Origin of the sequence: Actinacidiphila sp. bgisy167 (genome assembly GCF_965342175.1) — a bacterium.
GTDB lineage: Bacteria > Actinomycetota > Actinomycetes > Streptomycetales > Streptomycetaceae > Actinacidiphila.
In genome coordinates this window covers 40,029-65,574 of sequence record NZ_CBDRBL010000021.1, presented here as the reverse complement: position 1 = coordinate 65,574, position 25,546 = coordinate 40,029, and the positions used below count along the sequence as shown (strand labels likewise).

At 71.3% G+C, this 25,546-nt stretch carries 22 protein-coding genes and 3 pseudogenes; 11 read left to right on the top strand and 14 right to left on the bottom strand.

From position 1 onward, the window contains the following. Positions 1–30 precede the first annotated feature (30 nt). Complete coding sequence (locus ACRWND_RS11270) at positions 31–1,050, top strand: LacI family DNA-binding transcriptional regulator (protein WP_431948554.1); 1,020 nt, start codon at positions 31–33, stop codon at positions 1,048–1,050. 48 nt (positions 1,051–1,098) lie between these two features. On the opposite strand, the gene ACRWND_RS11265 is transcribed toward ACRWND_RS11270, so the two are convergent. Further along, positions 1,099–1,623, bottom strand: coding sequence for a PadR family transcriptional regulator (locus tag ACRWND_RS11265; RefSeq protein ID WP_431948553.1), 525 nt, complete (start codon positions 1,621–1,623; stop codon positions 1,099–1,101). Positions 1,624–1,727: 104 nt separating this feature from the next. Here ACRWND_RS11265 and ACRWND_RS11260 point away from each other — a divergent pair, with 104 nt between their 5' ends. The 3 genes from ACRWND_RS11260 to tpg all read left to right on the top strand — a co-directional run bounded on the left by ACRWND_RS11260 (position 1,728) and on the right by tpg (position 6,143). Then, positions 1,728–2,561, top strand: coding sequence for a polysaccharide deacetylase family protein (locus ACRWND_RS11260; RefSeq protein WP_431948552.1), 834 nt, complete (start codon positions 1,728–1,730; stop codon positions 2,559–2,561). Between the two features lie 948 nt (positions 2,562–3,509). Further along, a complete protein-coding gene (gene tap / locus ACRWND_RS11255) occupies positions 3,510–5,579 on the top strand; it encodes a telomere-associated protein Tap (RefSeq protein ID WP_431948551.1) in 2,070 nt (689 codons plus the stop codon). Positions 5,580–5,588: 9 nt separating this feature from the next. Next, positions 5,589–6,143 carry a telomere-protecting terminal protein Tpg gene (tpg, locus tag ACRWND_RS11250; protein WP_431948550.1) on the top strand — a complete coding sequence of 185 codons (555 nt, stop codon included), beginning with the start codon at positions 5,589–5,591 and terminating at the stop codon, positions 6,141–6,143. Between the two features lie 231 nt (positions 6,144–6,374). Here tpg and ACRWND_RS11245 read toward each other — a convergent pair whose 3' ends face one another. Next, a complete protein-coding gene (locus ACRWND_RS11245; RefSeq protein WP_431948549.1) occupies positions 6,375–7,223 on the bottom strand; it encodes a LysR family transcriptional regulator in 849 nt (282 codons plus the stop codon). 104 nt (positions 7,224–7,327) lie between these two features. Between ACRWND_RS11245 and ACRWND_RS11240 the strand changes: the two are divergent. Beyond that, positions 7,328–8,076: pseudogene (locus ACRWND_RS11240) on the top strand (SDR family oxidoreductase). Between the two features lie 617 nt (positions 8,077–8,693). Here ACRWND_RS11240 and ACRWND_RS11235 read toward each other — a convergent pair. The 4 genes and pseudogenes from ACRWND_RS11235 to ACRWND_RS11220 all read right to left on the bottom strand — a co-directional run bounded on the left by ACRWND_RS11235 (position 8,694) and on the right by ACRWND_RS11220 (position 12,593). Continuing rightward, complete coding sequence (locus tag ACRWND_RS11235; RefSeq protein ID WP_431948548.1) at positions 8,694–9,593, bottom strand: oxidoreductase; 900 nt, start codon at positions 9,591–9,593, stop codon at positions 8,694–8,696. A 558-nt stretch (positions 9,594–10,151) separates the two neighbouring features. After that, positions 10,152–10,675 (bottom strand): annotated as a pseudogene (locus ACRWND_RS11230) (AAA family ATPase). A 78-nt stretch (positions 10,676–10,753) separates the two neighbouring features. Beyond that, the gene (locus ACRWND_RS11225; protein ID WP_431948547.1) at positions 10,754–11,323 is read right to left on the bottom strand and encodes a GNAT family N-acetyltransferase; all 570 of its coding nucleotides are present in this window, start codon (positions 11,321–11,323) and stop codon (positions 10,754–10,756) included. Between the two features lie 169 nt (positions 11,324–11,492). Further along, a complete protein-coding gene (locus tag ACRWND_RS11220; RefSeq protein ID WP_431948546.1) occupies positions 11,493–12,593 on the bottom strand; it encodes an NADH:flavin oxidoreductase/NADH oxidase in 1,101 nt (366 codons plus the stop codon). A gap of 358 nt (positions 12,594–12,951) precedes the next feature. On the opposite strand from ACRWND_RS11220, the gene ACRWND_RS11215 reads away from it, so the two are divergent. Further along, positions 12,952–13,962: an aldo/keto reductase gene (locus tag ACRWND_RS11215; protein ID WP_431948545.1), complete on the top strand. Its 1,011-nt coding sequence runs from the start codon at positions 12,952–12,954 to the stop codon at positions 13,960–13,962. Between the two features lie 83 nt (positions 13,963–14,045). Continuing rightward, the gene (locus tag ACRWND_RS11210) at positions 14,046–14,465 is read left to right on the top strand and encodes an SRPBCC family protein (RefSeq protein WP_431948544.1); all 420 of its coding nucleotides are present in this window, start codon (positions 14,046–14,048) and stop codon (positions 14,463–14,465) included. 73 nt (positions 14,466–14,538) lie between these two features. Here ACRWND_RS11210 and ACRWND_RS11205 read toward each other — a convergent pair. Next, a pseudogene (locus tag ACRWND_RS11205) lies at positions 14,539–14,722 on the bottom strand (hypothetical protein); the annotation flags it as partial. A gap of 221 nt (positions 14,723–14,943) precedes the next feature. On the opposite strand from ACRWND_RS11205, the gene ACRWND_RS11200 reads away from it, so the two are divergent. Next, positions 14,944–15,336, top strand: coding sequence for a hypothetical protein (locus ACRWND_RS11200; protein WP_431948543.1), 393 nt, complete (start codon positions 14,944–14,946; stop codon positions 15,334–15,336). Between the two features lie 39 nt (positions 15,337–15,375). After that, the gene (locus tag ACRWND_RS11195) at positions 15,376–16,242 is read left to right on the top strand and encodes an alpha/beta fold hydrolase (protein ID WP_431948542.1); all 867 of its coding nucleotides are present in this window, start codon (positions 15,376–15,378) and stop codon (positions 16,240–16,242) included. Positions 16,243–16,317: 75 nt separating this feature from the next. On the opposite strand, the gene ACRWND_RS11190 is transcribed toward ACRWND_RS11195, so the two are convergent. Beyond that, a complete protein-coding gene (locus ACRWND_RS11190; protein WP_431948541.1) occupies positions 16,318–17,145 on the bottom strand; it encodes an aldo/keto reductase in 828 nt (275 codons plus the stop codon). 174 nt (positions 17,146–17,319) lie between these two features. Continuing rightward, the gene (locus ACRWND_RS11185; RefSeq protein WP_431948540.1) at positions 17,320–17,790 is read right to left on the bottom strand and encodes a MarR family winged helix-turn-helix transcriptional regulator; all 471 of its coding nucleotides are present in this window, start codon (positions 17,788–17,790) and stop codon (positions 17,320–17,322) included. Positions 17,791–17,957: 167 nt separating this feature from the next. On the opposite strand from ACRWND_RS11185, the gene ACRWND_RS11180 reads away from it, so the two are divergent. Further along, entirely contained in the window at positions 17,958–19,172 is a 1,215-nt protein-coding gene (locus ACRWND_RS11180) for an MFS transporter (protein ID WP_431948539.1), read from the top strand. 211 nt (positions 19,173–19,383) lie between these two features. Here the strand turns inward: ACRWND_RS11180 and ACRWND_RS11175 are convergent, their stop codons facing one another. The 4 genes from ACRWND_RS11175 to ACRWND_RS11160 form a co-directional block, all read right to left on the bottom strand. After that, positions 19,384–21,723: a glycoside hydrolase family 65 protein gene (locus tag ACRWND_RS11175; RefSeq protein WP_431948538.1), complete on the bottom strand. Its 2,340-nt coding sequence runs from the start codon at positions 21,721–21,723 to the stop codon at positions 19,384–19,386. Then, on the bottom strand, positions 21,720–22,463 hold the full coding sequence (locus ACRWND_RS11170; protein WP_431948537.1) for an HAD family hydrolase: 744 nt from the start codon (positions 22,461–22,463) through the stop codon (positions 21,720–21,722). Before ACRWND_RS11170 ends, ACRWND_RS11175 begins: the two co-directional genes overlap by 4 nt. Before the next feature lie 233 nt (positions 22,464–22,696). Beyond that, positions 22,697–23,269, bottom strand: coding sequence for an SRPBCC family protein (locus tag ACRWND_RS11165; RefSeq protein WP_431948575.1), 573 nt, complete (start codon positions 23,267–23,269; stop codon positions 22,697–22,699). A gap of 185 nt (positions 23,270–23,454) precedes the next feature. Then, positions 23,455–23,661: a hypothetical protein gene (locus ACRWND_RS11160; RefSeq protein ID WP_431948536.1), complete on the bottom strand. Its 207-nt coding sequence runs from the start codon at positions 23,659–23,661 to the stop codon at positions 23,455–23,457. Positions 23,662–23,902: 241 nt separating this feature from the next. On the opposite strand from ACRWND_RS11160, the gene ACRWND_RS11155 reads away from it, so the two are divergent. Then, positions 23,903–24,880 (top strand): ABC transporter permease, encoded by a 978-nt coding sequence (locus tag ACRWND_RS11155; protein WP_431948535.1) that lies wholly within the window; start codon positions 23,903–23,905, stop codon positions 24,878–24,880. Positions 24,881–24,932: 52 nt separating this feature from the next. On the opposite strand, the gene ACRWND_RS11150 is transcribed toward ACRWND_RS11155, so the two are convergent. Next, the gene (locus ACRWND_RS11150) at positions 24,933–25,490 is read right to left on the bottom strand and encodes an ester cyclase (protein WP_431948534.1); all 558 of its coding nucleotides are present in this window, start codon (positions 25,488–25,490) and stop codon (positions 24,933–24,935) included. Positions 25,491–25,546: the final 56 nt, after the last annotated feature.

Sequence of the window (25,546 nt, the reverse complement as noted above, 5' to 3'; positions counted from 1 at the left end):
GGCGGTGCGCAAGGACGGGAACGGAACCGCATGGTCAAGATCACTGACGTCGCGCGGCACGCCAACGTGTCGCCGAGCACCGTCAGCTACGCCCTCAGCGGCAAGCGGCCGATCTCCCCGGAGACCCGGCGGCGCATCGAGGCCAGCATCCGTGAACTGGGCTACCGGCCGCACGCCGGAGCCCGGTCCCTGGCCAGCAGCAGGTCACGGGTGATCGGCCTGGTGCTGCCCCTCCGCAAGGGCGTCCATGTGCCGGTGGTGATGCAGTTCGTCACCTCCGTGCTGACCGCCGCCCGGGAAGACGACCACGATGTCCTCCTCCTCACGCAGGACGAGGGGGAGGAGGGCATCACCCGGGTCGCCCAGAGCGCGATGGCGGACGCCTTCATCGTCATGGACGTCGAGATGGACGACCGGCGGCTGCCGCTGCTGCGCGCTTTGGAGCGGCCGTCCGTACTGATCGGCTTCCCCTCCGACCCGGCCGGGCTGACCTGCGTCGACCTGGACTTCGCCGGCGCGGGTGCGGCGTGTGCCGAACATCTCGCCTCGCTCGGCCACCGCACCGTGGCCCTCGTCGGCTCACCGCCGGAGGTCTACGTCCGGGGCACGGGCTTCGCCCGCCGGGTCGCCGCGGGGTTCACGGCCGCCGCCGACCGTCTCGGCCTGCGTTCGTCCGTCCACCCCTGCCAGCAGACCCCGTCCGCCGCACAGGCGTTGGCCGAGCGGCTTCTCCACGAGCAGCCGGGGCTGTCCGGGATCGTCGTCCACAACGAGCCGATCACCCAGCCCCTGATCTCCGCCTTCCAGGCCATGGGCCTACGCGTTCCGGAGGACCTGTCGGTGGCCGCGATCTGCCCCGACGAGACCGCCGAGCAGGCACCCGTGCCGATCACGTCGGTCGCCATCCCCTCCGCCGAGATCGGCACCCGTGCGGTCGAACTCCTGCTGGCCAAGCTCGCCGGCCGGATCGACGTACCGGAGACCACCCAGCTCTCCGCGCGGCTGACCCGCCGGGCCACCACCGCCCCGCCGCCGACCGCGGCCGACTGATCGGTCCCGCCTCCCGCGGGGTCGGCGGTGGACGGGGGTCGGCGGCCGTCAGGTGCTCACCTGCCGGGCGAGCCTGTCGAGGCGCGCCGCGGTCAGCTCCAGCCAGCGCAGGTCGGCCTCGAGATGGAACAGGGCGTGGTCGCAGATCAGCTGGTCGGCCAGATCCCCGTTCCGTTTGCGCTCGGTCAGTTCGCGCATCATCCGCAGGTGCTCGGCGCGCTGCACGTCCAGGAGCGCCGTGGCGTCACGGCGGGTGAGCAGGGCGAGGACGACCTTCGTGTAGAGCGTCGACTGCAGATACGGCTCGGGCTTCTCCGGGGTCGCCAGCCACCGCCCGACGTCGGTGACGCCCGCCTCCGTGATCGCGTAGCGCTTGCGCTCCGGGCCCTCGCCGGGCTCTATGGCGTCGATCTCGACCAGTCCGTTCCTGAGCAGCCGCGACATCGTGGAGTAGACCTGCCCGTAGTGCAGCGGGCGGTCCTGGCCGAATCGCTCGTCGAAGGCGCGCTTGAGGTCGTAGCCGTGGCGCGGGCCGGATTCGAGGAGGCCGAGGAGGGTGTGACCGATGGACATGGGCGCCACTATATGTTTGAGGCATACACGTCAGAATTGAGCGGGTATGCGCGGACAAGGCCCCGGTATGAACGGTGCGTATACCCCCGTGTATCTTCTCGTTCATGCGATTTCGACGTTCCCTGCCCACTCATTCGGCCTCCGCCCCCGCAGGGACCGTCCGCAGAGCCGGATGGGCAGCGGCGCCCGCGGCGCTGCTTGCGCTCGCGCTGGCACTCACCGGCTGCACCCGCGTGCACACCACCTCGCCCAGCACCGTACGGCAGGAGGCCGGCACGACCGGTAAGGGCGCGTTCGGCAGCGTCGACTGCCGCAAGGCCAAGTGCATCGCGCTCACCTTCGACGCGGGGCCCAGCAAGAACACGGCGAAGCTGCTCGACGTCCTGAAGGACAAGCAGGTGCACGCCACTTTCTTCCTGCTCGGGAAGAAGCACGTCGAGCGCTACCCGGACATGGTCAAGCGCATGGCCGCCGAGGGGCACGAAGTGGCCAGCCACACCTGGTCGCACAAGATCCTCCCGGAGATCGATCCCAAGGAGATCCGCGAGGAGCTGCGCCGTCCCGACGACGCCATAGAGCGGATCACCGGTCGTCGTCCCACCCTCGTGCGCCCGCCGCAGGGACGCACCAACGACACCGTCCAGGAGATCGCGCGCGAGATGGGCCTGTCCGAGGTGCTGTGGAGCGTCACCGCCAAGGACTACGAGACCAGCGACTCCGCCCTGATCACCAAGCGCGTCCTGGACCAGGCCGACCGTGACGGCATCATCCTGCTCCATGACGTCGTCCCCGGCCCGACCTCCAAGGGCTACCGCGGCACACTCAAGGCCGTGCCCGACATCATCGACGCGCTCAAGAAGCGCGGCTTCACCTTCGTGACCGTTCCCCAGCTCCTCGCGCCGGGCACCCCGCAGCCGGGCGCCGTCTACCGTCCCTGACCGGATCGGAGCGGATAGGAGCGGAGAGGAGCGGCCGGGCGGAACGTGCGCGGGTGTGCGAGACGATGGACCCGTCCTGCGCCGCCACGCCGCGAGCTTCCCGGAATCGCCCGGGGTGACCGGTCAGCGGCGCCGCCGCAGCCGGGAGATCCACGTGCGCGGCCCCCGTGCCGGGCGTGCGGCCGGGTGAGCCGCCCGGGCCGCGACGGCTCGTCCGGAGCCTCGAAGGGCAGCCCGCGTTCGGCCTGGGCGCGCATCTCCTGATGAGCCTCGTGGGAGGTGACACGGAACGCCTCCTCGCAAAACGCAAGGGCGGCGGCGACCGCGTGCCCGGCGGCACCGCGGAGCCGCAGGACACGGGCCAGCCGGCCCGACGCGCTCATGGCCGAGGCCAGCACGGCCGCGAGGATCAGACAGCCCAGCAGGTCCTCCATGGACGACACGTTAGTGCGGGCCCCTTCTACGAGGCGTCGCTGCGCGGCAGCCGTCTGACGCGGACGATAAAGTGCGGTGGAACTGACGGGGAACGGGCCCGGGGCCGGTGGCGGCAGTGGAGGGAGGGCCGGGGATGCCGGTGATGGACGCGCGACAGGCACAGCGCGGCGGCGCGCGGTCGAGGAGAGCGCGCCCCGTGCCCGGCGCTTCTCGTCTCGGGCGGTCGCGCGGCACGGGGACTTCCTGCCGGTGTTCGTCGACGGCCGGGTCCGCGTCGGTGAATTCGAGGCCGCGGCAGCCGCCCCGATGGCCGCAACGGCGACACGTACGTCTTCGCCCCGGCACCCGCACGGCGCTTGCCCCGGGCACCGGAACGCGGGCTGCCGCCGCCCCCGGGACACGCCCTGGCCCGTATCCTCACGAGGCAGCACCTGCGCGAATTCCTCGACGCGGAACCCCGCCGCCTCCGTCGGATCAGGCCAGGACTGAAGCAGTGAAGGAGCCCGCCGCCGCATGGCCAGCACGTCCGATCCCGTCGACGCCCTCCTCGAGTCGGGGCCGCGGCGGACCCGCCTGCCCGAGCCCGCCGAACGCGCCAGGCTGCGCACGGAGTACGGCCTCACGCAGGCGGAGGTGGCCGCGGCGCTCGACGTGACGCGGACGACGGTGGCGGGGTGGGAGGCCGGGCGCAGCGAGCCGCAGGGAGCCACCCGATCCGCGTACGCCAGACTCCTGGACGGGATCGCCGCCCAGCTCGGGTCCGTGGAACCCACTCGTACCCCGGAACTTGGGCCGGCGCCCGCCGCCCCAGCGTCCACGCCCCCCGCCGCCGCGCCGCCCGCGCCCGCCCCCACCGCCCGGGTGCGCCCGACGACCGCTCCCGCGCGGCGCGGACCGGAGCCCGAACCCACCGCGTCCGACCCGCGTTTCGCCCACGGCCCGCTCGCTGTGCTGGACGGTGACGGCACCGCCTACTGCGCCGACGGCCTCGTGCTGTCGTGCCCCGCGACCGATGTCCCCTCGCTCGTCACCTGGGCGCTCTCCGAGGCGCGACTGGGGGCGCCGCGGCTGCACCGCAACGGCAAGGACTCCGATCCCCTCATCGTCCTGACGGCCCCGGCCGCCGAGCGCCTCGGCCTGCCCACCCGTCTGGAGGACCGGCGGGCATTGCGCCTGCCCGCGGACCACACGGTCGTCCGGCAGATCACCCGCGCCAAGTGGCAGCTCACCCGCCGCGGCTTCGGCCCCTGGGCCCGTGTCTACCGGCCGGCGCAGGACGGCAGGCGCCAGTGCGTGCAACTCGCCGTCCTGCCCTGGGGCGCCCTCGACAGCCGTTCCTGGGGCGACGCCGAACGTCTTCCGCCCCCCGAACTCGCCGAGCTCCTCACGGAGTACGCGCGACGCGTCCTGACCCCGCGAGGGTCCACCGCCGTGACCGGGCTGGAGCTCATGACGGCCCTGCGCCCGCCGACCCGTGCCGTCAGGGACCAGGCGACCGGCGCCTGGGTATCCGCACCGAACCCAGGAGCCCTCACGGAACCCGTGGACCCGGCGCCCCCCGAGGCCCCGGACGAACACCCCGCTGTGGCCTCGCGGTTCGCGCGGGGACACCGCCGCACCCCGGGCGAGGTCCTCGACGAGGAGGCCTTCGACTGGATCCGGGACCCGCAACTGCTCGCCGACGACGAGTGCGGCCGGAGATTCGCGGTCGGAATCGACGTCAACATGGCCTTCGCCGCCGCCGCCAACCGGCTGAACGTCGGACTGGGCGCAGCCGTCCACGTCCGAGCCCCGCAGTTCGACAAGGCGCTGCCCGGCTCCTGGCTCGTCGACCTCTCCCACGTCGACGTCGACCCGCGCCTGCCGAACCCCTTCACCCCTGACGGCGCCCGCCCCGAGGGCCCCGCCTGGTACGCCACCCCCACCGTGGCCTATGCCGTCGAACTCGGCCATGAGGTGCGCCCGGTCGAGGCGTACGTCCGACCCGAACACGGCGCGTACCTCGACGCCTGGTACGGCCGCCTGCGCGACGCCTATATGACGACCATGGCCGAACTCGGCGTCGTCCCGGGTATGTCCGAGGCCGAGTTCCTGACCGCGATGGAACACCACAAGGCCGCCGACCCGGCACGCGCCGCACTCCTCTCGGCCGTCAAAGCCACGGTCAAGGGCGGCATCGGCAAGCTCCGTGAGCGCCCCCAGGGCGCCGGTTACCGCCCGGGGGAGCGCTGGCCCGCCCTCGACCGCCCCACGTGGCGCCCTGACATCCGCGCCGCGGTCATCGCCACGGCACGCGTCAACATGCACCGCAAGATGGTCCGCTTCGCCGCCGCGGGCCTCTTCCCGGTCGCGGTGCTCTCCGACTGCGCGGTGTACCTCTCCGACGGCCCGAGCCCGCTGGACTTCCTGCCGCGTACGCCGGACGGCAAGCCGCTGCCGGGCGGTTTCCGGCTCGGCGTCTCGCCCGGGATGGTCAAGCACGAGGGCACCCAGCCCCTCCTGTGGGCCGTCGAGCTGCTGGAGGACGGCCACAACCCCGCCCGCCACATCAAGGGCGGCGACGCCGCACTCGACGGAGAATAGGAGAGCCCCGTGGGCACGCTCGGCGACAGCCTCGACAAGGCCGCGGCGAAGACCTTCACGCGGCCCGTGCCCAAGTCGGCACAGGCCCAGATGCGCTTCCTGGTCAAGCAGGAGAAGGGCACCAGGGCGGTCGCCGCGCTGCTGGGCGTCTCACAGCGCACCGTCGAGCGCTACCTGACGGGCCAGATCAGACGCCCGCGGGGGGACCTCGCCGCCCGCCTCGAGGACGAGGTCCGCAGGCGGTGGCAGCCCCGCGTCCGCGAGCGCGCCCGGCGGCGCGCGGCCACGACCGGCGGCATCGTCATCGAGACCCGGGCCCGCTTCGGGTTCACGGCCGCCCCGGGCTCCACGGACGACGCCCGCATCCGCCTCGTGACCCAGGCCCTGCCCCCCGACTACGCGGCCCGCCTCTTCACCGCCCAGTCCGCGGGCGCGGGGGAGGCGCAGCTGCGCGCCATCGCGGCGGAGGGACTGCAGGAGATCTATTTCAGGGACCGGGGCCGCCGCGCCCAGGGCCTCCAGGTCGACTTCACCGACATCGACTACGTGGAGTTCGAGTTCTGAACCACCCCCCAGCGCTCCTCGCGCTGGGGGCTGTTGAGCCGAGGCGTGATAGGTGTCACCAAGGCAAGCTTGTTGTCACTTCGCGTCGGAGCCTGGCTGTGCCAGGGGCGCGGTTCTGGCAACGCCAGTGCAGGCCAGTCACCTCGTACCGCATGATGTGCCGGGAGCTGATGGGAGACCGGACGCTGTCCCCGAAATCCAGCACGACGTCCTGGCGTCCACCGCCGTCGGTCACAGGGCAGTGGCGGCGCGGACCAGACCTGCGACCGCCGTTGAGCGGCTGTGCGGGGGCCACGCGATGACCGTGGTGACGTGGGGGGCGTCGACGACCGGTACGGCGGTGAGGCCCTCGCGCAGGCCGGTGAGGCCCGACTCCGGGACGACCGCGCAGGCGCGGCCGAGGGCGATGAGCTGGGTGAGTTGCGTATGGTCGCGCACCTGCGGTCCGAGGCCGTCCGGGAAGGTGCCGTCAGGGCGCGGCCAGCGGGGCAGGGGCAGGTCGGGAAGGTCGGTGACCTCGGCGAGCCGCACGTGGGGGCGGGTGCTGAGAGGGTGGCCCGCCGGGACGATCGCGACCTGACCCTCGCAGTGCAGGTCCTCGGTGTCGAAGCCGGCCGTGTCGTCGAATGGCCGATGCAGCAGGGCTGCGTCGGCCCGGCCATCGTGCAGCAACCGTGCCTGCTCGCCCGGTCCGCAAAGCACGACGTCCACGGCGACGGCGCCGGGCTCGGCGGCGTAGGCGTCGAGGAGTTTCGCCAGCAGTTCACCGGAGGCGCCCGCCTTCGCGGCCAGGACCACGGTGGGGCGCCCGGTCGCGGCGAGGGCGGCCCGGCGGGTGCGCCGTTCGGCGGCCTCGACGGCGTCCAGCGCAGCCCGCGCCTCCCGCAGCAGCACCGCCCCTGCCCCAGTCAGGGAGACACCCCGACTGCCGCGCTCCAGCAGGAGGGTGCCCAGGCGGCGTTCGAGCCCGCCGATCGCCCGCGACAGCGGGGGTTGGGCAATCCCGAGCCGCCGCGCGGCCCGGCCGAAGTGCAGCTCTTCGGCAACCGCGACGAAGTCCCGCAGCTCACGTGTCTCCACCCCACCAGCTTAACCGGACCGATCAGCAGCGATACCCGGGCGGTATCGCCGTCCACCCAGTCGGTCTTGGACGCCCTGCCCAGCGAGGGAGAAGCATCGATGTCATGAGTGAGACGAACACGAACACTGTGAACCACCACAAGGTCGCGCTGGTGACCGGGGCCAACAAGGGCATTGGGTACGAGATCGCCGCCGGGCTCGGCGCCCTCGGCTGGTCCGTCGGAATCGGCGCGCGGAACGAGGAACGGCGCCAGGCCGCTGTGGATAAGCTGCGCGCGGCCGGAGCCGATGCGTTCGGCGTGCCGCTGGATGTGACCGACGACGCGAGCGTGACAGCGGCGGCTCGGCTGATGGAGGAGCGGGCCGGGCGGCTCGACGCGCTCGTCAACAACGCGGGGATCACCGGGGGCGGGCCGCAGGAGCCCACCACGGTCGACGTGAACCGGGTACGGGCGGCCGTGGAGACCAACGTGATCGGCGTCATCCGCGTCACCAACGCCCTGCTGCCGCTGCTGCGCCGCTCGCCGTCACCGCGGATCGTGAACGTCTCCAGCAGCGTCGGCTCCCTCACACTCCAGACCACGCCCGGCGCCGAGACCGGCCCCATCGCCATCGCTTACGCTCCGTCGAAGACGTTCCTCAACGCCGTCACCGTGCAGTACGCCAAGGAACTGGCCGACACGCACATCCTGATCAACGCCGTCTGTCCCGGCTTCACGGCGACCGACCTCAATGGCTTCCGGGGAGTGCGGACCCCCCAGCAGGGCGCAGTCGCTGCGATCCGGCTGGCCACCGTATCGGTCGACGGCCGACGGGCCGCTTCTTCGACGACGAGGGAGAGGTGCCCTGGTGACGCGTTTCCGGTTCGCGCCGCCCCGGGGAGATGGCGCAAGCGCGGCCTCGCGACCGGAGCCGTCACGCTATGTCGATACGGCCGTCGAGCCCGAGCCGCCGACGGCCGACCAACGAGGTGAGGGACCGAAAGGCACCGAGCGTCTGTGACAAGTAGCCTGCCTTCCAGGTGACGACCAGGCTGCTTCGGCCGGGCCCTTCTGCCAGGCCACTCGGCTCCGCCGGTGACAACTATCGAGCCTCGGCACACTCACTGAGCCGAAGCACGATGGTTGTCACATAGGCAGGCTGGTTGTCACCGATCGACTTGCTCACCGACCACAGCGCTCAACTCGCCAGCTGAAGCGCTCAGTCACAAGGGGCGGCCCGGAGCACGGTGGTTGTCACATGGGCAGGCTTGTCACCAGCCGCTGTCACTGAACGCTCTCGGGACCCTGAGCCGTGACACGTTTGGTCGGAACCTGGTCACGAGAGTCGGAACCAGTCGCAATCGGCGCCGACCAGGCTTGCTTCCATGCCCGGGACACGTTCCTGACACCGGCCGGGGACACTCCTCGCCCCCTTCGGTCCGGTTCTCGAACGGACTGGGGAAGTTCGCCGAGCAACGCGGGCACAGAGTCAGGCGGTGCTCTCGTCCGGCTTGTCGAGGAGGGCCAGCTCCTCCTCGGTCAGGCGCAGGCTTCCGGAGGTGATGTTCTCCGCCAGGTGCGCCGGATTCGTGGTGCCGGGAATGGCCAGCACGTGCGGACCGCGGTGGAGGGTCCAGGCGAGCCGTATCTGGGCCGGCGTCGCGTTGTGGGCGCGGGCGACGGAGTGGACGCGCGCATCCTGCTCCTGGCCTGCGGCTGCCTCGCGACGCAGGCCGGAGACCGCGAAGAACGGGACGAAGGCGATGCCCTGTTCCCCGCACAGGTCCACCAGCCCGCTCTCGTCGGCGCGGCGCCAGTCCAGGCCGTAGGAGTTCTGCACGCAGACCACGGGTGCGATCGTTTGGGCCTCGGTCACCTGCTCGGGCCGGACAGCGGAGAGCCCGAGGTGCCGGATCAGGCCGGCATCGCGCAGTTCGGCGAGGGCGCCGAAGTGCTCGGCGATCGAGGCCGGGCCGCCGGCGCGCAGGTTCACCACGTCCAGGCAGTCCCGGCCGAGCTGGCGCAGGTTCTCCTCGACCTGGCCACGCAGCTGTTCGGGGCGGACGGCGTAGATCCACTCGCCGGAGGGATCGCGTGCCGGGCCGACCTTGGTCACCACGACCACGTCACCGTGCCAGGTCGAGAGGGCGCGGTTGATGAGCTCGTTCGCGGACCGCAGTGGTGAGAAGTAGAAGGCGGCCGTGTCGATGTGGTTGACGCCCTGCTCGAACGCGCTGTGCAGCAACTCGACGGCGGCATGGCGATCGATCGGCGTGCCGCCGGAGTTCCCCATCATGCCGTTGCCCGTCAGCCGCAGTGCGCCGTAGCCGATGCGATTCACCTCCAGGTCCCCGAGCTTCCAGGTACCTGCTGCAGCTGCTGCGCTCACCGTGCTCCTTCGCCGGTCGGTTCGTCAGGTCCTGGAGTATGGCGCCGTCTCGGTGTGCTGCTACAGGTCAACGGGCTGAGCGAAACGTCACGTCCCTATTCGGAACCAACCATCGTCGCAAAGCCGTTGAACTTGACGAGAGAGCGCCGGTCGGGACGAGGTTTCAGAGCCGTCCCGGGCCTGAGCGCAGGGTAGGGAATGTCACTGCCATCGGGCCGGTGCGCTGACCGGACAGGGGGCGGTCGCTCCGCCTGGCCGGAGGACATGCCGGTGCCGGAATCGATCTTCTCGATGAGGACGTCGCTGCGGGTCCAAGGCCGCGAGCTCCGCCACCATTCGCCGGCTCAGCCCGGTGCCCGGACAACTTCTGAGCGTCGGCTCATGAATCGGGTCACCATCGTGCGCGCAGCACGCCGTCGCTGTCGGGTAGAACGGCGTGGAGCAGGGGACTGCGTTCAAGGCCGTGGCGGTTCGGGCCCCGGCGGCCCATCGGGGACCTCGCCGACGATCTGGACCGCGGCCGGCTCGGGCAGGCTGGGCACGCACAACGGCCTGGTGTCACCGCCCCATGGCCTCCGCCACACGCAGGGCCGCCTGCGCGGGCGTGAGGTGCGTGGTGTCGACGACCTCGGCCTCGGCGTGCAGCCAGGTGCGGGCCGCCTCGGCGTAGGGCTCGAGGTATCGGAGACGGAACGGGGAGTCGGGGCCGACCGCGGTGTCGCCCGCGATGCGCGCGCGGAGGGTGTCGGCGTCGGCATGGAGGACGAAGTGCCGCACCGGGATGGAGTGCTGGGCGAGCCCGCGCTGATCTCTCGCCAGTACGGCTCGACCAGGACCGTCATGGGGATCACCAGAGTGCCGCCGGTGTACTCGAGTACGCGGCGGGCCGTCTCGACCACCAGCGGCCGCCACGGCGGCCAGTGCTGGAAGTTGTCCGTCTCGGGCAGCCCCGGGGAGATGTCCATGAGTGTCTCGCCGACCTTCTCGGCGTCGAACACCCGCGAATCCGGGATCAGTTGCTGGACGAGCGCACTGGTCGTCGTCTTGCCCGCGCCATGGGTGCCGTTGAGCCATACGATCACGGGTCCGACACTACCGCCGTGCGGCCGTCGTCAGGCAGGTCGGTTCGCCTGCTCCGGAGCAACGCCTCTGCCGGAGTGTCAGGCCGTCATCGAGAAGCGCCGGCACACATGCACCCGGCTGAACTCCGCCCGCATGCGCTCCTCGTCCTCCAGCTTCGCGTGGAGGAAGGCCGCCATGAGCCGCAGCCCCGGGCGGGGGGTGAGGACCGCGCGGTCCGGTTCGCCGGGGGCGGTGTACTCGTGGGCGTACACGTGCAGGTAGTGGTCGCTCTCCGTGAAGCCCATGGCGTGGTACCAGGACAGGGTGTCGGGATCGTCGCGGGTCCAGGCGTCCAGGGTGGACGCGCCGCGCTCGCGGACCACGGCGCGGGTGCGGCGCAGCAGGGCGGCTGCGAGGCCCCGGCCCTGGTGGTCGGGATGGACGGCGACGGTGTCGATGGTCGCCAGCGAGGCGTCGACGGCGGTGTCCATGATGCCGACGACCGTCCCGGCCGTGTCGACGGCGACGAGTTGCAGGCCCGGGGCGGGGATCGACGGCTTGGCGCGGTCGACGTCGTCGTAGTAGGCGGTGCGCAGGAATGCGAGCACCCTGCAGCGCAGCCAGGAGGACTCGTCGGCTGGGGTGTACTCACGCAGTGTGTAGCTCATGCCGGGGGAACCTCTCACGGCGTCGGTGGATGACGGAGGCGATGCTCCCCGCGCCGGATGGTGCCGCGCAAGGTGATGTCCGTGCCCCGGTCCAGGCACAGGCCCATCCCCAGGGGCGCCCCGTCCCGCCGTGCCTTTGCGGCACGACGGGGACGGGGCTCCTCTCCGGTCAGGCGCGGTGGTACTGGATCGGGGTGTTGACCTCGCCGCCCAGTGCGGAGGCCGCGCGGCGCGCCCAGTACGGGTCCCGCAGCAGCTCGCGGCCGAGGAGGACGGCGTCCGCCTGGCCGGAGGCGACGATGGCCTGCGCCTGCTCCGGCTCGGTGATGAGGCCGACGGCGCCGACGGGCATGCCCGTCTCGTTGCGGACGCGCTCGGCGAACGGCACCTGGTAGCCCGGAGCCGGGGAGATCTTGGCGTTCGGCGCGTTGCCGCCCGTGGAGACGTCCATCAGGTCGACGCCCCGGGCCTGCAGTTCCTTGGCGAACCGGACGGTGTCGTCGGCGGTCCACCCCTCGCGGTGGTCGTCGGCGTTCTCGCTCAGCCAGTCGGTCGCGGAGATGCGGAAGAAGACCGGCAGCTCCTGCGGCCACACGGCGCGGACGGCCTCGACGACCTCCAGCGCGAAGCGGGTGCGGCCCTCGAAGTCCCCGCCGTAGCCGTCGGTGCGGTGGTTGCTGTGCGGGGAAAGGAACTGGTTGATGAGGTATCCGTGGGCGCCGTGGATCTCGGCGACCTGGAAGCCGGCGTCCAGTGCGCGCCGCGCGGCGTCGGCGAATTCGGTCACGACCCGGTCGATCTGCTCGGTGCTGAGCTCCTCCGGCGTGGTGGATCCGGTGTGGAACGGGATGGCACTGGGCGCGACGGGCGTCCAGCCGTACGGCTTCCCTGGGGGCAAGGGGGCACCGCCCATCCAGGTCCGCTCGGTCGACGCCTTGCGGCCGGCGTGGGCGAGCTGGATGCCGGGCACCGTGCCCTGGGACTTCAGGAACGAGGTGATCCGCCGGAAGGCCTCGACCTGGGTGTCGTTCCAGATGCCGAGGTCGTACGGGCTGATCCGGCCGTCCAGGCCGACCGCGGTAGCCTCGGTGATGATCAGCCCGGTGCCGCCGGCGGCACGAGCGGCGAGGTGCGTGAAGTGCCAGTCGTTCGGGACGCCCGCGAGCTCCCCGTCCGGCGCGGCGCTGTACTGGCACATGGCGGCCATCCAGATCCGGTTCGGAACGGTCAGCGAGCGGAGCGTGAAAGGTTCGAACAGGGTGGTGCTCACGAAACTGTCTCCTCTTGCAGGCGGTCAAGCGGTCCAGGCGGTCGGGGCGGCCGCGCATCCCTCGCGCGCGCCATGCGCCTGCGCCCAACAGGCTCAATCAATAATTGCGCGCTCAGATGCTTCGTACGCCACCCTGCGCCCACATCCAGATGACGCAAATATCAAGCGTTTGCATTAGTGTGCGTTTGCAAGTAGTTTGGGTGAGGCGCCGAACGCGGGATACGCCCTGTGCCGCCACTCCGGCGGACTTGGTCTCGCTCCGCAGTCGTCGGCCCCGTCCCCGGAGACGATCCCCTCACCACCCGGCCCCCACGGCAGAGCACCCCGCTCCCCGCTCGGTCGTACGAAAGGCACCATCATGTCGCTCAAGGAACTCATCCCCGGTCGCCTCGGCTTCGGTACCGCCCCCCTCGGCAACATGTTCCGCGCGATCCCCGAAGAGGAGGCGCGCGCGACCCTGGCAGCCGCCTGGGAGCAGGGCATCCGCTTCTACGACACCGCCCCCTTCTACGGCGCGGGCCTCGCGGAGCTGCGCCTCGGCGAGCTGCTCTCGCAGCAGCCCCGCGACGCGTTCGTGCTGGCCACCAAGGTCGGCCGTGTCATCCTCGACGAGCCCGAACCGGGCGCCCGCGCCCTCGGCGAGAAAGGCGGACTGTTCCAGCACGGCCGGCCGAACGCGATGCTGCACGAGTGGACCGCCGACGCCACCGAACGGTCGATCGAGGGCAGTCTGCAGCGCCTCGGCGTCGATCGCCTGGACATCGTCTGGGTGCACGACATCGCCCAGGACTTCCACGGCGACCTCTGGCTCGGCACGTTCGAGGAGGCCCGGACCGGCGCCTTCCGCGTGCTGTCGCGGCTGCGCGACGAGGGCGTCATCAAGGCATGGGGCCTCGGTGTGAACCGGGTCGAGCCCATCGAGCTGACGCTGGACCTGGACGAGCCGCAGCCAGACGGCTTTCTGCTCGCTGGCCGCTACACCCTGCTCGACCACGAGCGCCCGCTGGAGCGGCTGCTGCCCAAGGCGCAGGAGCAGGGAGTCGGCATGGTCGTCGGCGGCCCCTACAGCTCGGGGGTTCTCGCCGGCGGCACCCACTTCGAGTACCAGGACGCGCCCCCGGAGGTCGTGGAGCGCGTACGGCGCATCAAGGAGGTCGCGGCCCGCCACGCGGTGAGCGTCAAGGCAGCGGCCCTGCAGTTCTCCCTCGCGCATCCGGTGGCCGTCGCCGCCGTCCCCGGCGCGACCAAGCCGAGTCGCATCGCGGAGGACGTCGCCGCGCTCCACCAGGAGATCCCGGCCGACTTCTGGGCGGATCTGCGCGCATCCGGCCTCGTCAGCCCCGCAGCGCCGCTCCCTGCCGGCGCCTGAACCGGTCCTGCCGCCGTCTCCCCGACGTGCGCACATCAAACACGCCCGCACGTCAAGCACCCCCACAATCAAGGAGGAAGGCCATGGCATCCACCTCGGTCAGCCGTGTCGTACCCGCGTCGCCCGAACGCGTCTGGAACCTGATCGGCGGCTTTCACGCCCTGCCCGACTGGCTCCCGTTCATCGCCGAGAGCACCCCGCTGGAGGGCGGGCGGGCGCGCAGGCTCCGCAATCCCGAGGGTGAGGTGATCGTCGAGCGCATGGTGGCCTTCAGCGAAGCCGAGCGCCACTATGCCTACGCGATCGTGGAATCGCCTTTCCCCGTGACCGGATATCTCTCCGACCTGCGGGTCCACGCCGTGCCCGGACAGCCGGAAGCCGCCGAGGTCGTGTGGAGTGGCCGGTTCGTCTCGGAGGGGGCGAGCGAGGCGCAGGTCGTGGAGTTGTTCACCGGCATCTACCGCGACGGCCTCGAGGCGCTCCACGCCACCGTCGTGGGCTGAACCACCCGTCCGGGAGCCGCCCCGCCAGTGGCGGGGCGGCTTCGCCGCGCCGCGGTGCCGGGATGGATCCGCTTCAGGGAGTGGGTCCGATGGTGACCCTCACGCTCTTCATCAGCGGCTGCTCGCTCTGCCGGCTGTAGTCGTTCGCGGCGATGAGCACGTTCATCTCCGGCGTTCAGCCGGCCGCGCAGCCGCGGGGCCATGTCGTAGGGCAGAGCGGTGCAGCCGCTCAGGGCCCGCCGGCTGCCGTCCCGGGAGGGCCGGTGAGGTCGATGCGCATGTACCGCTGCTTCGGTCCGTCACGGTCTCGGATGGCGTCGGACGCGGCGCGACCGGCCCCTTCCCCCCTTCCCGGGCCGGGCCCCGGCACTCGGGGAGCGCGCCGTGCGGGGGACGTACCGGCGTGCCCGCGTCCCCTGCAACCTGACGGTGTATTAGCTGTGACTGACCGGAAGATCGGCGTCAGCGAGGAGTGGACATGACGACGGCAACGGAACAGGGGCCCGTGGCGGAGTTCCGCCGCCTCAGTGACGGCGACACGGAGCTCACGGCACACGGGGCGTACTTCAGCTGCACCTATCTGCTGGACATGGAGAGGCACACCTTCCTGGTGCGCATGCACCGCGGCCGGGTGGAGGACCTCGTCGTCGACCCCGAGCCGCTCACGGCCTACGACTTCGCCATCAGGGCCAGTGCCGAGACCTGGCGGGAGTTCTGCGTGCCGACGCCGAAGCCGATGTACCACGGCATCTGGGCGGCGAGCTTCCAGCGGGACATGCGGCTTGAGGGCGACCTGCTGGTGCTCATGCAGAACCTGCGCTGCCTCACCCGTCAGCTGGAACTGCTCCGCCTCACCGGCCCGCTGGGCTGAACCACCGCTCCGGTTCCGCACCGCCGAAAGGACCCCTTCATGAGCACCGCCTCCCGCATCTCCCCTGTGACCGGCCACTACGTCACGATCGACGTGGAGGACGTCCAGTACAGGGTCTTCTACCTGGAGAACGGCCAGGGGCAGCCGCTGGTGTGCCAGCACACGGCGGGCTGCCACAACCACCAATGGCGCGGCCTCCTGGAGGACGAGGAGATCACCGGCAACCACCGAGTCATCGCCTACGACCTCGCCCGCCACGGGAAGTCGGACCCGCCGCTGAACAAGGAGTGGTGGAAGGAGGAGTACAAGCTCACCGCCGACCACTACGTCGCCTTCATCACCGCGTTCTGTGACGCGCTCGGCCTGGAGGACCCGATCTTCATGGGTTCCTCCTTCGGCGGGAACGTGGCGCTGCAGCTCGCGCTGCGGCACCCGGACCGCTTCAAAGCGGTGATCCCCGTGGAGGGCGCCGACTACTCGCCGGGCTTTTACCTCGACTGGTGGCAGCATCCGCACGTCAACGCGGCACAGGTCTGCGCCAGCGGGGTATGGGACCTGATGGCGCCTCAGTCGCCCGACGCCGACCGCTGGGCGACCTGGTTCTACTACAGCCAGGGCTCCGAGGCGTTCAAGGGCGACCTGTACTTCTACTCCGTCGACCACGACCTGCGCGGCAGGCTGGGGGAGATCGACGGGGAACGCTGTCCGGTCGTCATGCTCACCGGCGAGTACGACTACCTGACCACGCCCGCGGACGGGGCCCGTACCGCGGAGCAGATCCGCGGCGCCGAGTTCATCGAGATGAAGGAGATCGGGCACTTCCCGATGAGCGAGAACTACCCGCGCTTCGCCGGCTACCTGAAGCAGGCTCTGCGCCGCATCGAGGAGCGCGCCGCCGCTTCCTGAGCCTGTGCGGCCAGGGCCGTCCGTCGGGTCGTGGGGTCGGCGCCGCGTTCCGGCGGACGGCTTCGGCCCGGATGGTCAGTTGAAGGCGTCGGGGTCCGGACCGATGCGGGTGCTGCTGTCGAGGGCGGTGATCGCCGCGATGTCGTCGTCGGAGAGCACGAAGTCGAAGACGTCGATGTTCTGGCGGATCCGTTCGGGAGTCACCGACTTGGGGATGACCACGTTGCCGAGCTGCAGGTGCCAGCGCAGGATCACCTGGGCGGGGGTCCTGCCCAGGCGGCCGGCGATGCCGGTGACGACCGGGTCCTGCAGGAGGGCGCCCTGCGCGAGCGGGCTCCACGCCTCCGTGGCGATGCCGTGCCGGGCGTGGAAGGAGCGCAGCTCTGCCTGCTGGAGCTGAGGGTGCAGCTCCACCTGGTTGACGGCGGGGACGACATCGCTGTTGTCGATCAGGCGCTGCAGGTGCGCGGGCTGGAAGTTCGAGACCCCGATGGCCCGGGCCCGGCCCTCCGCATAGATCTTCTCGAAGGCCCGCCAGGTGTCCAGGTACGCGTCGCGGGCAGGGGCCGGCCAGTGGATCAGATAGAGGTCCACGTGGTCCAGGCCGAGCTTGGCGAGCGAGGCGTCGAAGGCGGCGAGGGTGCTGTCGTGGCCCTGGTCGGCGTTCCACAGCTTGGTGGTGACGAAGAGTTCGTCGCGGGCGATGCCTGAGGCGGCGAGGGCCTGGCCGACACCGGCCTCGTTGCCGTAGATCGCCGCCGTGTCGATGCTGCGGTAGCCGCTCTCAAGGGCCGAGGCGACGGTGGCCGAGGTGTCGGCGTCAGGCACCTGGAAGACGCCGAAGCCGAGCTGCGGCATGGTGACGCCGTTGTTCAGGGTGATGTGCGGGACGGGAGTGGCCATGAGGCGATCCTTTCGCGTCGCGGCCGGCGGCGGCGCCGGTGCGCGTGCGGACGGGTGAACGTCCCAGGGAGGGGCGGTGACGCGCCGCCCCGGGCTCCACGACCACATTAGTTGTAAACGCAGTTAATTGCAAGCGCGGACTAAGCTCGTGCGTCGATGAATGCCCGGATGGGCTCAGGCGGTCGGCACCTTCGCGCCCTGCAGGCCCTCCACCGCCTTGACCAGGGGTGCCAGCTCCGGGACGAGCGCCGCCTCGTCCATGGCCGCGCGCAGCGCCGCGTTGTTGGTGGGGCGTGCTTCCTCGAGCAGTTTCAGGCCGGTCTCGGTCACATCCGTGTAGATGCCGCGCCGGTCGGTGGGGCACAGGTAGCGGGCCAGCAGGCCGCGATCCTCCAGCCGGGTGACCAGGCGGGTCGTCGCCGACTGGCTGAGCACCACGGCGTCGGCGACCTGGCGCATCTGCAGATGGCCTCCCTCGCCGTCGTGCTGGCGGCTGAGGACGTCGAGCAGGGAGTACTCCCGCACGCTCAGATCGTGGTGGGTCTGCAGTTGTTTCTCGATCCGCCCCTCGATCCGTCCGTGCAGCAGTGACAGGGCGTGCCATCCCTGGGCGAGGGCGGTCAGTGCCGGATCGGTGGCGGTCATCGAGAGTCCCCTTCGTGCGGCGGCTGCGGGTGCGGGTGAAGGCATGTTCCCCCTACTGGTCATGGTAAGCCGCCCTGCGTAGATGTCTAGCGCTTGACGTTATAGCGCGCCTGCAATTATTGTATGCGCCTGCTAGGTGCCATTGCACTACAGGGAAGGTCTCCGCTATGCCTCTCGCGCTCCTGGCCCTCGCCATCGGGGCTTTCGGGATCGGAACCACCGAGTTCGTGATCATGGGTCTGCTGCCCGAGGTCGCCGCCGACTTCGGGGTCTCGGTCCCCGCCGCCGGCCTGCTCGTGACCGGCTACGGACTCGGCGTCATGATCGGCGCACCGATCATGACGCTGCTCGGCACCAAGGTGTCCCGCAAGAACATGCTGATGCTGCTTATGGGCCTGTTCGTGCTCGGCAACCTGGTCTCCGCCCTCGCCCCCGCCTTCGTGGTGATGATGGCCGGGCGCATCCTCGCGTCCTTCACCCACGGCGCCTTCTTCGGCATCGGCTCGGTCGTCGCCGCCGACCTGGTGGCCCCGGAGAAGAAGGCACGCGCGATCTCGATGATGTTCGCCGGCCTCACCGTGGCCAACGTGGTCGGCGTTCCGCTGGGCACGTTCATCGGGCAGAGCGCCGGCTGGCGCGTGACCTTCTCCGTCGTCGCCGTCCTCGGCGTCGTCGGACTCGCCGGCGTCTTCACGCTGGTGCCCGACATGCCCAAGCCGCACGGCGTGCGCCTGCGCCACGAACTGGGCGCCTTCCGCAACGTCCAGGTGCTGCTGGCCATGGCGATGACCGTGCTCGGCTTCGGGGGCGTCTTCGCGGCCATCACCTACATCGCTCCGATGATGACCGAGGTCACCGGCTTCGCCGACTCCTCGATCACCTGGCTGCTCGTGCTCTTCGGCCTCGGCATGGTCGTCGGCAACCTGATCGGCGGCAGGTACGCCGACCGCGCCCTGATGCCGATGCTCTACACGGCGCTGGGCGCCCTGGCAGCGGTGCTGGCGCTGTTCATGCTCACCGCGCACAACGGATTCACCGCCGGCTTGACGATCTTCCTCATCGGCGCCCTGGGGTTCGCGACCGTGCCGCCGCTGCAGAAGCGGGTCCTGGACCAGGCGTCCGGCGCCCCCACCCTGGCCTCGGCGGTCAACATCGGCGCCTTCAACCTCGGCAACGCCCTTTCCGCCTGGCTGGGCGGGGTGGTGATCGCCGCGGGCTTCGGTTATACCTCGCCGAATCTCGTCGGCGCGCTCCTGACCGCCTCGGCCCTCGTGCTCGCGGTCGTCTCCGCGGCGCTGGAGAAGAGGGGCGGCGGCCGGCCCAGCCGGCTCGTCACGGGGGCGGCGACCTCCGAGGACAGCGTGCTGACCGCCCCGCACTGACCGCCGGAGGAGGGGAGTGCCGGGGAGGAGATCACCGGCATCGCCGGTCCAGGGCCGTCCCGCCCAGAGGCGCCGCGTGAACGGCCGGGAAGGCACAGCCGTACTTCCCGGCCGTGCACGCGGCACTGGGCCCGGCCCCGGGACGCGGCGCCGGCACGGTGCTCCTCAGCCCTTCCGGCCCCCCGGCCCCCCGGCCCTCCGGCCCTCCGGGTCAACGGTGCCGGGGACTGCGTCCCGGCGGCTGCTCCGGGGCCGTACGGCTCGGGAGGACCGGCACCTTGCGTGTCTGCGGGTCACCGGTGGCGAGCGTGAACAGGTCGTTGTAGTGCTGCAGCTCCAGCGGCTCCCCGTCCAGCAGGGTGTACGTCGCGGCGGCGCCCGTGATCTCCACCTTCAGCCGCCGACCCCGCACCTGCACCGTGAACGCGAGCCGACGCAGCTTCTCCGGCAGCCGCGGCGCGAAGGCGGCACGGCCGTTGCGGTACCGCATCCCCCCGAAGCCGCCGACCAGGGCGGCCCAGGTGCCCGCGAGGGAGGCGATGTGCAGCCCGTCGCGGGTGTTGTTCTCCAGGTCGTGCAGGTCCATCAGCGCCGCCTCGCCCAGATAGTCGTAGGCGAGGCGCAGATGGCCCACCTCGGCGGCCATGACCGCCTGCGTCGCCGCCGACAGGGACGAGTCACGCACCGTCAGCGGCTCGTAGTAGGCGAAGTTGCGGGCCTTCTGCTCCTCGGTGAAGGCCTCCGGCTGCTTGACCATCGCCAGCACCAGATCCGCCTGCTTGACGACCTGCCTGCGGTACAGGTCGAAGTAGGGGAAGTGCAGCAGCAGCGGATACTGGTCCGGCCGCGTGGCGGCGAAGTCCCACGCCTGGTGCCGGGTGAACCCCGCCGACTGCTCGTGGACGCCGATCGCGCTGTCGTACGGCACGGTCATGGCCGCGGCCGCGTCCCGCCACGCCGCCGTCTCCTCGTCGTCGACGCCGAGGGCCGCGCCCTCCTTGGGATGGCGTTCGACGATGTCGGCGGCGGCCCGCAGGTTCGCCCGGGCCATGAGATTGGTGTAGACGTTGTCGTCCGCGATGGCGCTGTACTCGTCGGGTCCGGTGACCCCGTCGATGTGGAAGTTGCCGTGCGGGTCGTGGTGGCCGAGGGAGTGCCACATGCGTGCCGTCTCCACGAGGATCTCCACGCCCGTCTCGCGCTCGAAGTCCTCGTCGCCGGTGAGGGAGACATAGAGGACCACGGCGTCGGCGATGTCCGCGTTGATGTGGAACGCGGCCGTTCCCGCCGGCCAGTAGCCGGAGCCCTCCGAGCCGTCGATGGTGCGCCATGGGAAGGCTGCACCCCTCAGGCCCAGTTGGCGGGCACGGTCGCGGGCGGCGGGCAGGGTGGCCTGGCGCCAGCGCAGGGCTTCCGCGACGGAGTCGGGCGAGGTCAGGGTGAGCAGCGGCAGGACGAAGGTCTCCGTGTCCCAGAAGGAGTGCCCGTCGTATCCCGAGCCGGTCAGGCCCTTCGACGGGATCGCCCGTTGCTCGGCGCGAGCGCCCGCCTGCAGCACGTGGAACATGGCGAAGCGGACCGCCTGCTGGATCTCGGCGTCCCCGTCGATCTCCACGTCCGCCCGCGCCCAGAACGCGTCGAGATAGTCGCGCTGCTCGTCGCACAGCCCCTGCCAGCCGGTGCTGCGGGCGCCGGTGAGCGCCGCCTCCACCTGATCGCGCACGGCGGGAAGCGAGCGGACCTGCGACCAGCCGTAGGAGACCATCTTCTCCAGGCGGAGTTTCTCCCCGGCGGCCAGGGAGCAGGTGATGGTGAGCCGGCTGGTGTCGTCGGCGCTCTCGCTGAAACAGCGCGTCGAGGGCGGCCCGTCCACGGTGTGATCGGCCGCGGCCGCGACCCGCAGCCCGGTGACCGCGGTGGAGTGCACCAGGCGCAGCCGGTTGTCCCGCGCCTGGTTCTCCTCCGGCATCATGGGTGATTCCAGCACGGCGGAGACCCGGGGGTCGCCCGAGGTCTGCGGCAGCTGCTCGTTGGCCACCAGCTCGGACTGGACGACCAGCCGCACATCGTCCACGGCCTCGACCTCGTAGACGACCGCCGCGATGGACCGCTGGGTGAGTGAGACCAGCCGGGTCGAGGTCACCCGGACGGTGCAGCCAGCCGGCGAGGTCCATTCGCAGGTCCGGCGCAGGTGCCCGCTGCGCAGGTCGAGGACGCGTTCGTGCGAGACGAGTCGCCCGTAGCGCACGTCGAAGGGCTCGTCGTTGACGAGCAGACGAATGATCTTGCCGTTGGTGACGTTGATGACGGTCTGGCCGGCCTCCGGATAGCCGTAGCCCGCCTCCGCGTACGGCAGCGGGTGGCGCTCGTGGACACCGTTCAGATAGGAGCCGGGCAGCCCGTGCGGCTCGCCCTCGTCGAGGTTGCCGCGCCAGCCGACGTGGCCGTTGGACAGAGCAAACACCGACTCGCTCTGGGCGAGCACCTCGAGGTCCAGTTCGGTCTCGCGCACGCACCACGGTTCGACCATGTACGAGGAGTGGCTGATCACGCGTCCGCCTCCAGCAGCTCGGCGAGGTCCCGTACGACGATGTCGGCGCCGTGCGCGCGCAGCGCGTCCGCCTGGCCCACCCGGTCCACCCCCACGACGTAGCCGAAGTGGCCGGAGCGGCCGGCATCCATACCGGCCAGCGCGTCCTCGAAGACGACCGCGTCCTTCGCCTGGAGCCCGAACTCGCGCGCTGCCTCCAGGAAGGTGTCCGGGTTGGGCTTCCCCGGCAACTTGCGCTCAGCTGCGACGACGCCGTCGATGCGCACCTCGAAGAGGTCCTCGATGCCGGCCGAGACCAGCACGTCGCGGCAGTTGGCGCTCGAGGAGACCACGGCGGTCCGCAGGCCGGCGGCCCGTACGGCCTCCACATAGCGCACGGAGCCCGGATAGGCCTCGACGCCTTCGGCGCGGATCTTCTGCAGCAGGATCTCGTTCTTGCGGTTGCCCACCCCGTGCACCGTGTCGCGCTCGGGCGGATCGTCCGCGGCGCCCTCGGGCAGCTCGATGCCGCGTGACGCCAGGAACGCCCGCACGCCGTCCGCGCGCGGGCGGCCGTCGACGTACTCGTCGTAGTCGGCCACCTCGTCGAAGGGGCGGAAGCCGGCGGCCTCCCGACGGCGAAGGAAGTCGTCGAAGACCTCCTTCCAGGCGGCGGCGTGGACGACCGCGGTCTTGGTCAGCACTCCGTCGAGATCGAACAGGCAGGCCCGGATGCCCTCCGGGAGACCGGTCTTCGTCATGCAACGCGCTTCCCCGCAGCGGGCCACCGGCATGCCTTCCCGGGGCACGGACCACCGGGACGCGGGAACAACGCGGGCCGCGGCACGGTCCGGATGGACGCGGGTGCCGTGCGTGGGCCGATGTCCCCGGGCCCTGTGGTTCCGCCCGTGGGGACGTCGTCCGCTGCAGCCCCACGGAGCCTCCTGCAGGGGGTGACCGCCACCACGGCCCCGCATCGTAGGACCGGCGCCGGTCAGGCTTCCCCCGTCCTGGCCGGCGCCTCCGGGTGTTCGGGTCGGCCGCCGCCTCGTCCGGTCTCGGCAGCGGCCCTGAGCATGCGAAGTATCGCCTCGTGGCCCTTCCGGAGGCGCGCTTCGTCGTAGAAGAGCGTCAGCAGCGGTCCGGAGAGCGACTCCTCCATGGTGACCGCCGTCCGGTCGTCGTCTACGGGCGTCATCCGTATCCGTTCGACGGCTCTCATACAGCCCATCGCCACGCCGGTCCAGGACAGCTCCCGCTCGGGCGCAACCATGGCGAAGGTGGACGTGATCGCCACCCCCCGCAGCTTCCATCGGAAGCGCGCGTCGGGCTCCAGCGCCCCGAAGTCGACAACCCGGGCGTCGGAGCGCCAGGTGTGCCAGGAGCCCAGGTCACTGACGAGCCGCCACACCACGGCGACCGGTGCGTCCACCAAGATCGAGCTCGTCGACCTGATCGGCGCCCGCTCGTCCAGCCGGCCCTTCTTGGCATACAGCTCGTGGAGTTCCCGCAGCGGCGGGCCCGCACTGAACCAGGTCGTCATCATCGCCATCCCCGTGGAGAGCATCACTTACCGACGAGAGCAATGCTCTCCCTTGGGGTGGGTGCGGTCAACACCCGTTGGTGTGTATACATCGGTTGCCCGGCGTGTTCCGAAGTCCGGAGGGGCGACTGGCGCCGGAGGAGTGCGGCCGCAGGGGTGACTGACGCCGGGGGAGGGGCACCGGGGAGGGGTGCCTGGCGAGGTATGTCCTACGACTGCGTCGCGGGTTCGACGATCTCCAGGCGCGCGGGGGGCGGTTCCGGCAGCGGCCCGGCGCCGGCGGCGACCAGGCCGTCGAAGGCCAGCGCGAGATAACGGCGCCACGCCTGCGGCTGCACGGGCAGCAGCAGCGCCGCCGTCTGATGGATGCCGCCGAGCAGCAGGACGACGTCGGCGCCCATGATGTCGGCGCGCACCGTCTGCCGCCGTCGTGCTCAGGGCCGGCCGCGCGACGCCTCCAGCGACGGCGCGGGGCCGGGTGCGCAGCGGGGCCGCCCCGGAGGCGGCTGCGCCGGTGCTCGGGGCCGCATTCCCGTCCGGTAGCGGGGGTGGACCACCGGGATTACGTTGGGCGGCGGGTCCGCCGTACGGCCCGGGCCCCTGCAGCCGCCGCCGGGGCGGCCCCTGCTGTCCGGAGGGCGCGATGGGGGTATGCCGATGACCGACCCCTCCGGGCGCTCACGCTTCCGGCCGGCCGTGGTCATCGTCCTGCTGCTCGCCGTGGGCGCGGGCCTCTTCGCCGGCTCCTACAGCTTCGCCATGGCGCATCCGACGCCGCATCACATCCCGGTCGCGGTCGTGGACGACTCCCCGTCGGCGCGGCGGTTCGTGGCACGGATGGACGCGGAGCTGAGCACCCGGCTGGTGCAGCGGCGCTTCGCAACGCGCGCCGCCGCCGTCGACGCCGTCGAGCGGCAGCGGGTGTTCGCCGTGGTGCAGACGAAGGCCGAGAACGGCGCGATCTCCTTCGACCTCGTGTCCGCCGCGGGGGCGTCGGTGGCCCGCGTCCTGGCGGCGGCCGCCCCGACGGCGGCCGCGCAGGCCGGGGTGCGGCTCAGCCTGGGCGATCTCAAACCGCTGCAGCCCGGCGACCCCCAGGGCCTCGCGATCTTCTACATCACGCTGGCCGCCGTCATCGTGGGCTTTCTCGGCGCGGTGCAGCTGACCGTGCACGCGTCCGAGCTGAGACCACTGGAGCGCTTCGCGGCGATCGTCGTGTACTCCGCGCTCGGCAGCCTCTCCATCGTCGCGGTGGTGGACTGGGGCCTGCATGTGCTGCGGCTGCCCTTCCCCGAGTCCTGGGCGGTACTCACCCTGACGATGGTGACCTCGGGGCTGGTGTTCACGGCGTTCTACATGCTGTTCGACAAGTGGGCCATCCTGCCCACGTGGCTGCTGATGGTGCTGCTGGGCAACCCGTCCTCGGGCGGCGCGGTCTCCTGGCTGCTCCTGCCGCAGCCGCTGGGCGTCATCGGCCGCTGGCTGCCGCCCGGGGCGTCGGTGAACGCGCAGCACAACGCGATCTACTTCGCCGACGACCAGTACGCCTTCCCTTACCTCGTGCTCCTCGGCTGGGCAGTGGCCGCCGCCGCGATCGCCTGGATCTGGCGCCGCCGCCGTTACCCGCACATGTGACCCCGCCCGCATCTGCGGGTTCGTGCGAGCCGACTCGGGTCGGCGGCCCTCATCAGTGTGCCTGTCCGGCAGCCTCTGCGGCGAGCTTCGTGACCTCCTCGGCGGCCCGCTTGGCGCGTCCGGAGAGCTTCCAGCCCGCCATGCGCAGGGCGATGGCAGGCGACGGGGGGAAGACGCCGAGCTGGCTCAGCATCGTCATGTCGTCGCGCAGTGCCTCGTGCCGGACGACCTTGCCGTCGCGCAGGTCGAGCAGGTGCACCTGCTCGAAGTCGACCTCGCGCCCCGTGGGAGGGACCGCCTGGTCGAGGACGCCGTTCCGGAAGCGCACGAAAGGGCCGGTGTGCCGGCCCTGCATACGGAGCCGTATCCACACCTGGTCGTCATTGCGGGCGATGTCCAGCACGGGGAAGCGCAGATCGCTGAAGGCCGAGCGCAGCCACGCGCCCGAGGCGAGGGCGCCCGCCGGACCGGGTATCGAACAGGCGGCGGGCGCGACGGCCGCCTCACGGTTGTCGTTGTCGGGAGCCACAACCTCGGCGGCCAGGGCCGCGTCGCCCGTCTCCAGGATCCGGAAAAGGCCTTCGGCCACGTCCTTGGCGTCCATCGCCATCGGTCCCACCTTTCGCCCGCCGGCCCCGCGTGGCCGGTCTCATCGGATACGCAGGA

Bases quoted from the DNA above. Each gene is read 5' to 3' on its own strand.
- ACRWND_RS11270 (WP_431948554.1), top strand. From the start codon at position 31: ATGGTCAAGATCACTGACGTCGCGCGGCACGCCAACGTGTCGCCGAGC.
- ACRWND_RS11265 (WP_431948553.1), bottom strand. From the start codon at position 1,623: ATGTCCATCGGTCACACCCTCCTCGGCCTCCTCGAATCCGGCCCGCGC.
- ACRWND_RS11260 (WP_431948552.1), top strand. From the start codon at position 1,728: ATGCGATTTCGACGTTCCCTGCCCACTCATTCGGCCTCCGCCCCCGCA.
- tap (WP_431948551.1), top strand. From the start codon at position 3,510: ATGGCCAGCACGTCCGATCCCGTCGACGCCCTCCTCGAGTCGGGGCCG.
- ACRWND_RS11225 (WP_431948547.1), bottom strand. From the start codon at position 11,323: ATGAGCTACACACTGCGTGAGTACACCCCAGCCGACGAGTCCTCCTGG.
- ACRWND_RS11215 (WP_431948545.1), top strand. From the start codon at position 12,952: ATGTCGCTCAAGGAACTCATCCCCGGTCGCCTCGGCTTCGGTACCGCC.
- ACRWND_RS11210 (WP_431948544.1), top strand. From the start codon at position 14,046: ATGGCATCCACCTCGGTCAGCCGTGTCGTACCCGCGTCGCCCGAACGC.
- ACRWND_RS11200 (WP_431948543.1), top strand. From the start codon at position 14,944: ATGACGACGGCAACGGAACAGGGGCCCGTGGCGGAGTTCCGCCGCCTC.
- ACRWND_RS11195 (WP_431948542.1), top strand. From the start codon at position 15,376: ATGAGCACCGCCTCCCGCATCTCCCCTGTGACCGGCCACTACGTCACG.
- ACRWND_RS11190 (WP_431948541.1), bottom strand. From the start codon at position 17,145: ATGGCCACTCCCGTCCCGCACATCACCCTGAACAACGGCGTCACCATG.
- ACRWND_RS11185 (WP_431948540.1), bottom strand. From the start codon at position 17,790: ATGACCGCCACCGATCCGGCACTGACCGCCCTCGCCCAGGGATGGCAC.
- ACRWND_RS11180 (WP_431948539.1), top strand. From the start codon at position 17,958: ATGCCTCTCGCGCTCCTGGCCCTCGCCATCGGGGCTTTCGGGATCGGA.
- ACRWND_RS11170 (WP_431948537.1), bottom strand. From the start codon at position 22,463: ATGACGAAGACCGGTCTCCCGGAGGGCATCCGGGCCTGCCTGTTCGAT.
- ACRWND_RS11165 (WP_431948575.1), bottom strand. From the start codon at position 23,269: ATGCTCTCCACGGGGATGGCGATGATGACGACCTGGTTCAGTGCGGGC.
- ACRWND_RS11155 (WP_431948535.1), top strand. From the start codon at position 23,903: ATGACCGACCCCTCCGGGCGCTCACGCTTCCGGCCGGCCGTGGTCATC.
- ACRWND_RS11150 (WP_431948534.1), bottom strand. From the start codon at position 25,490: ATGGCGATGGACGCCAAGGACGTGGCCGAAGGCCTTTTCCGGATCCTG.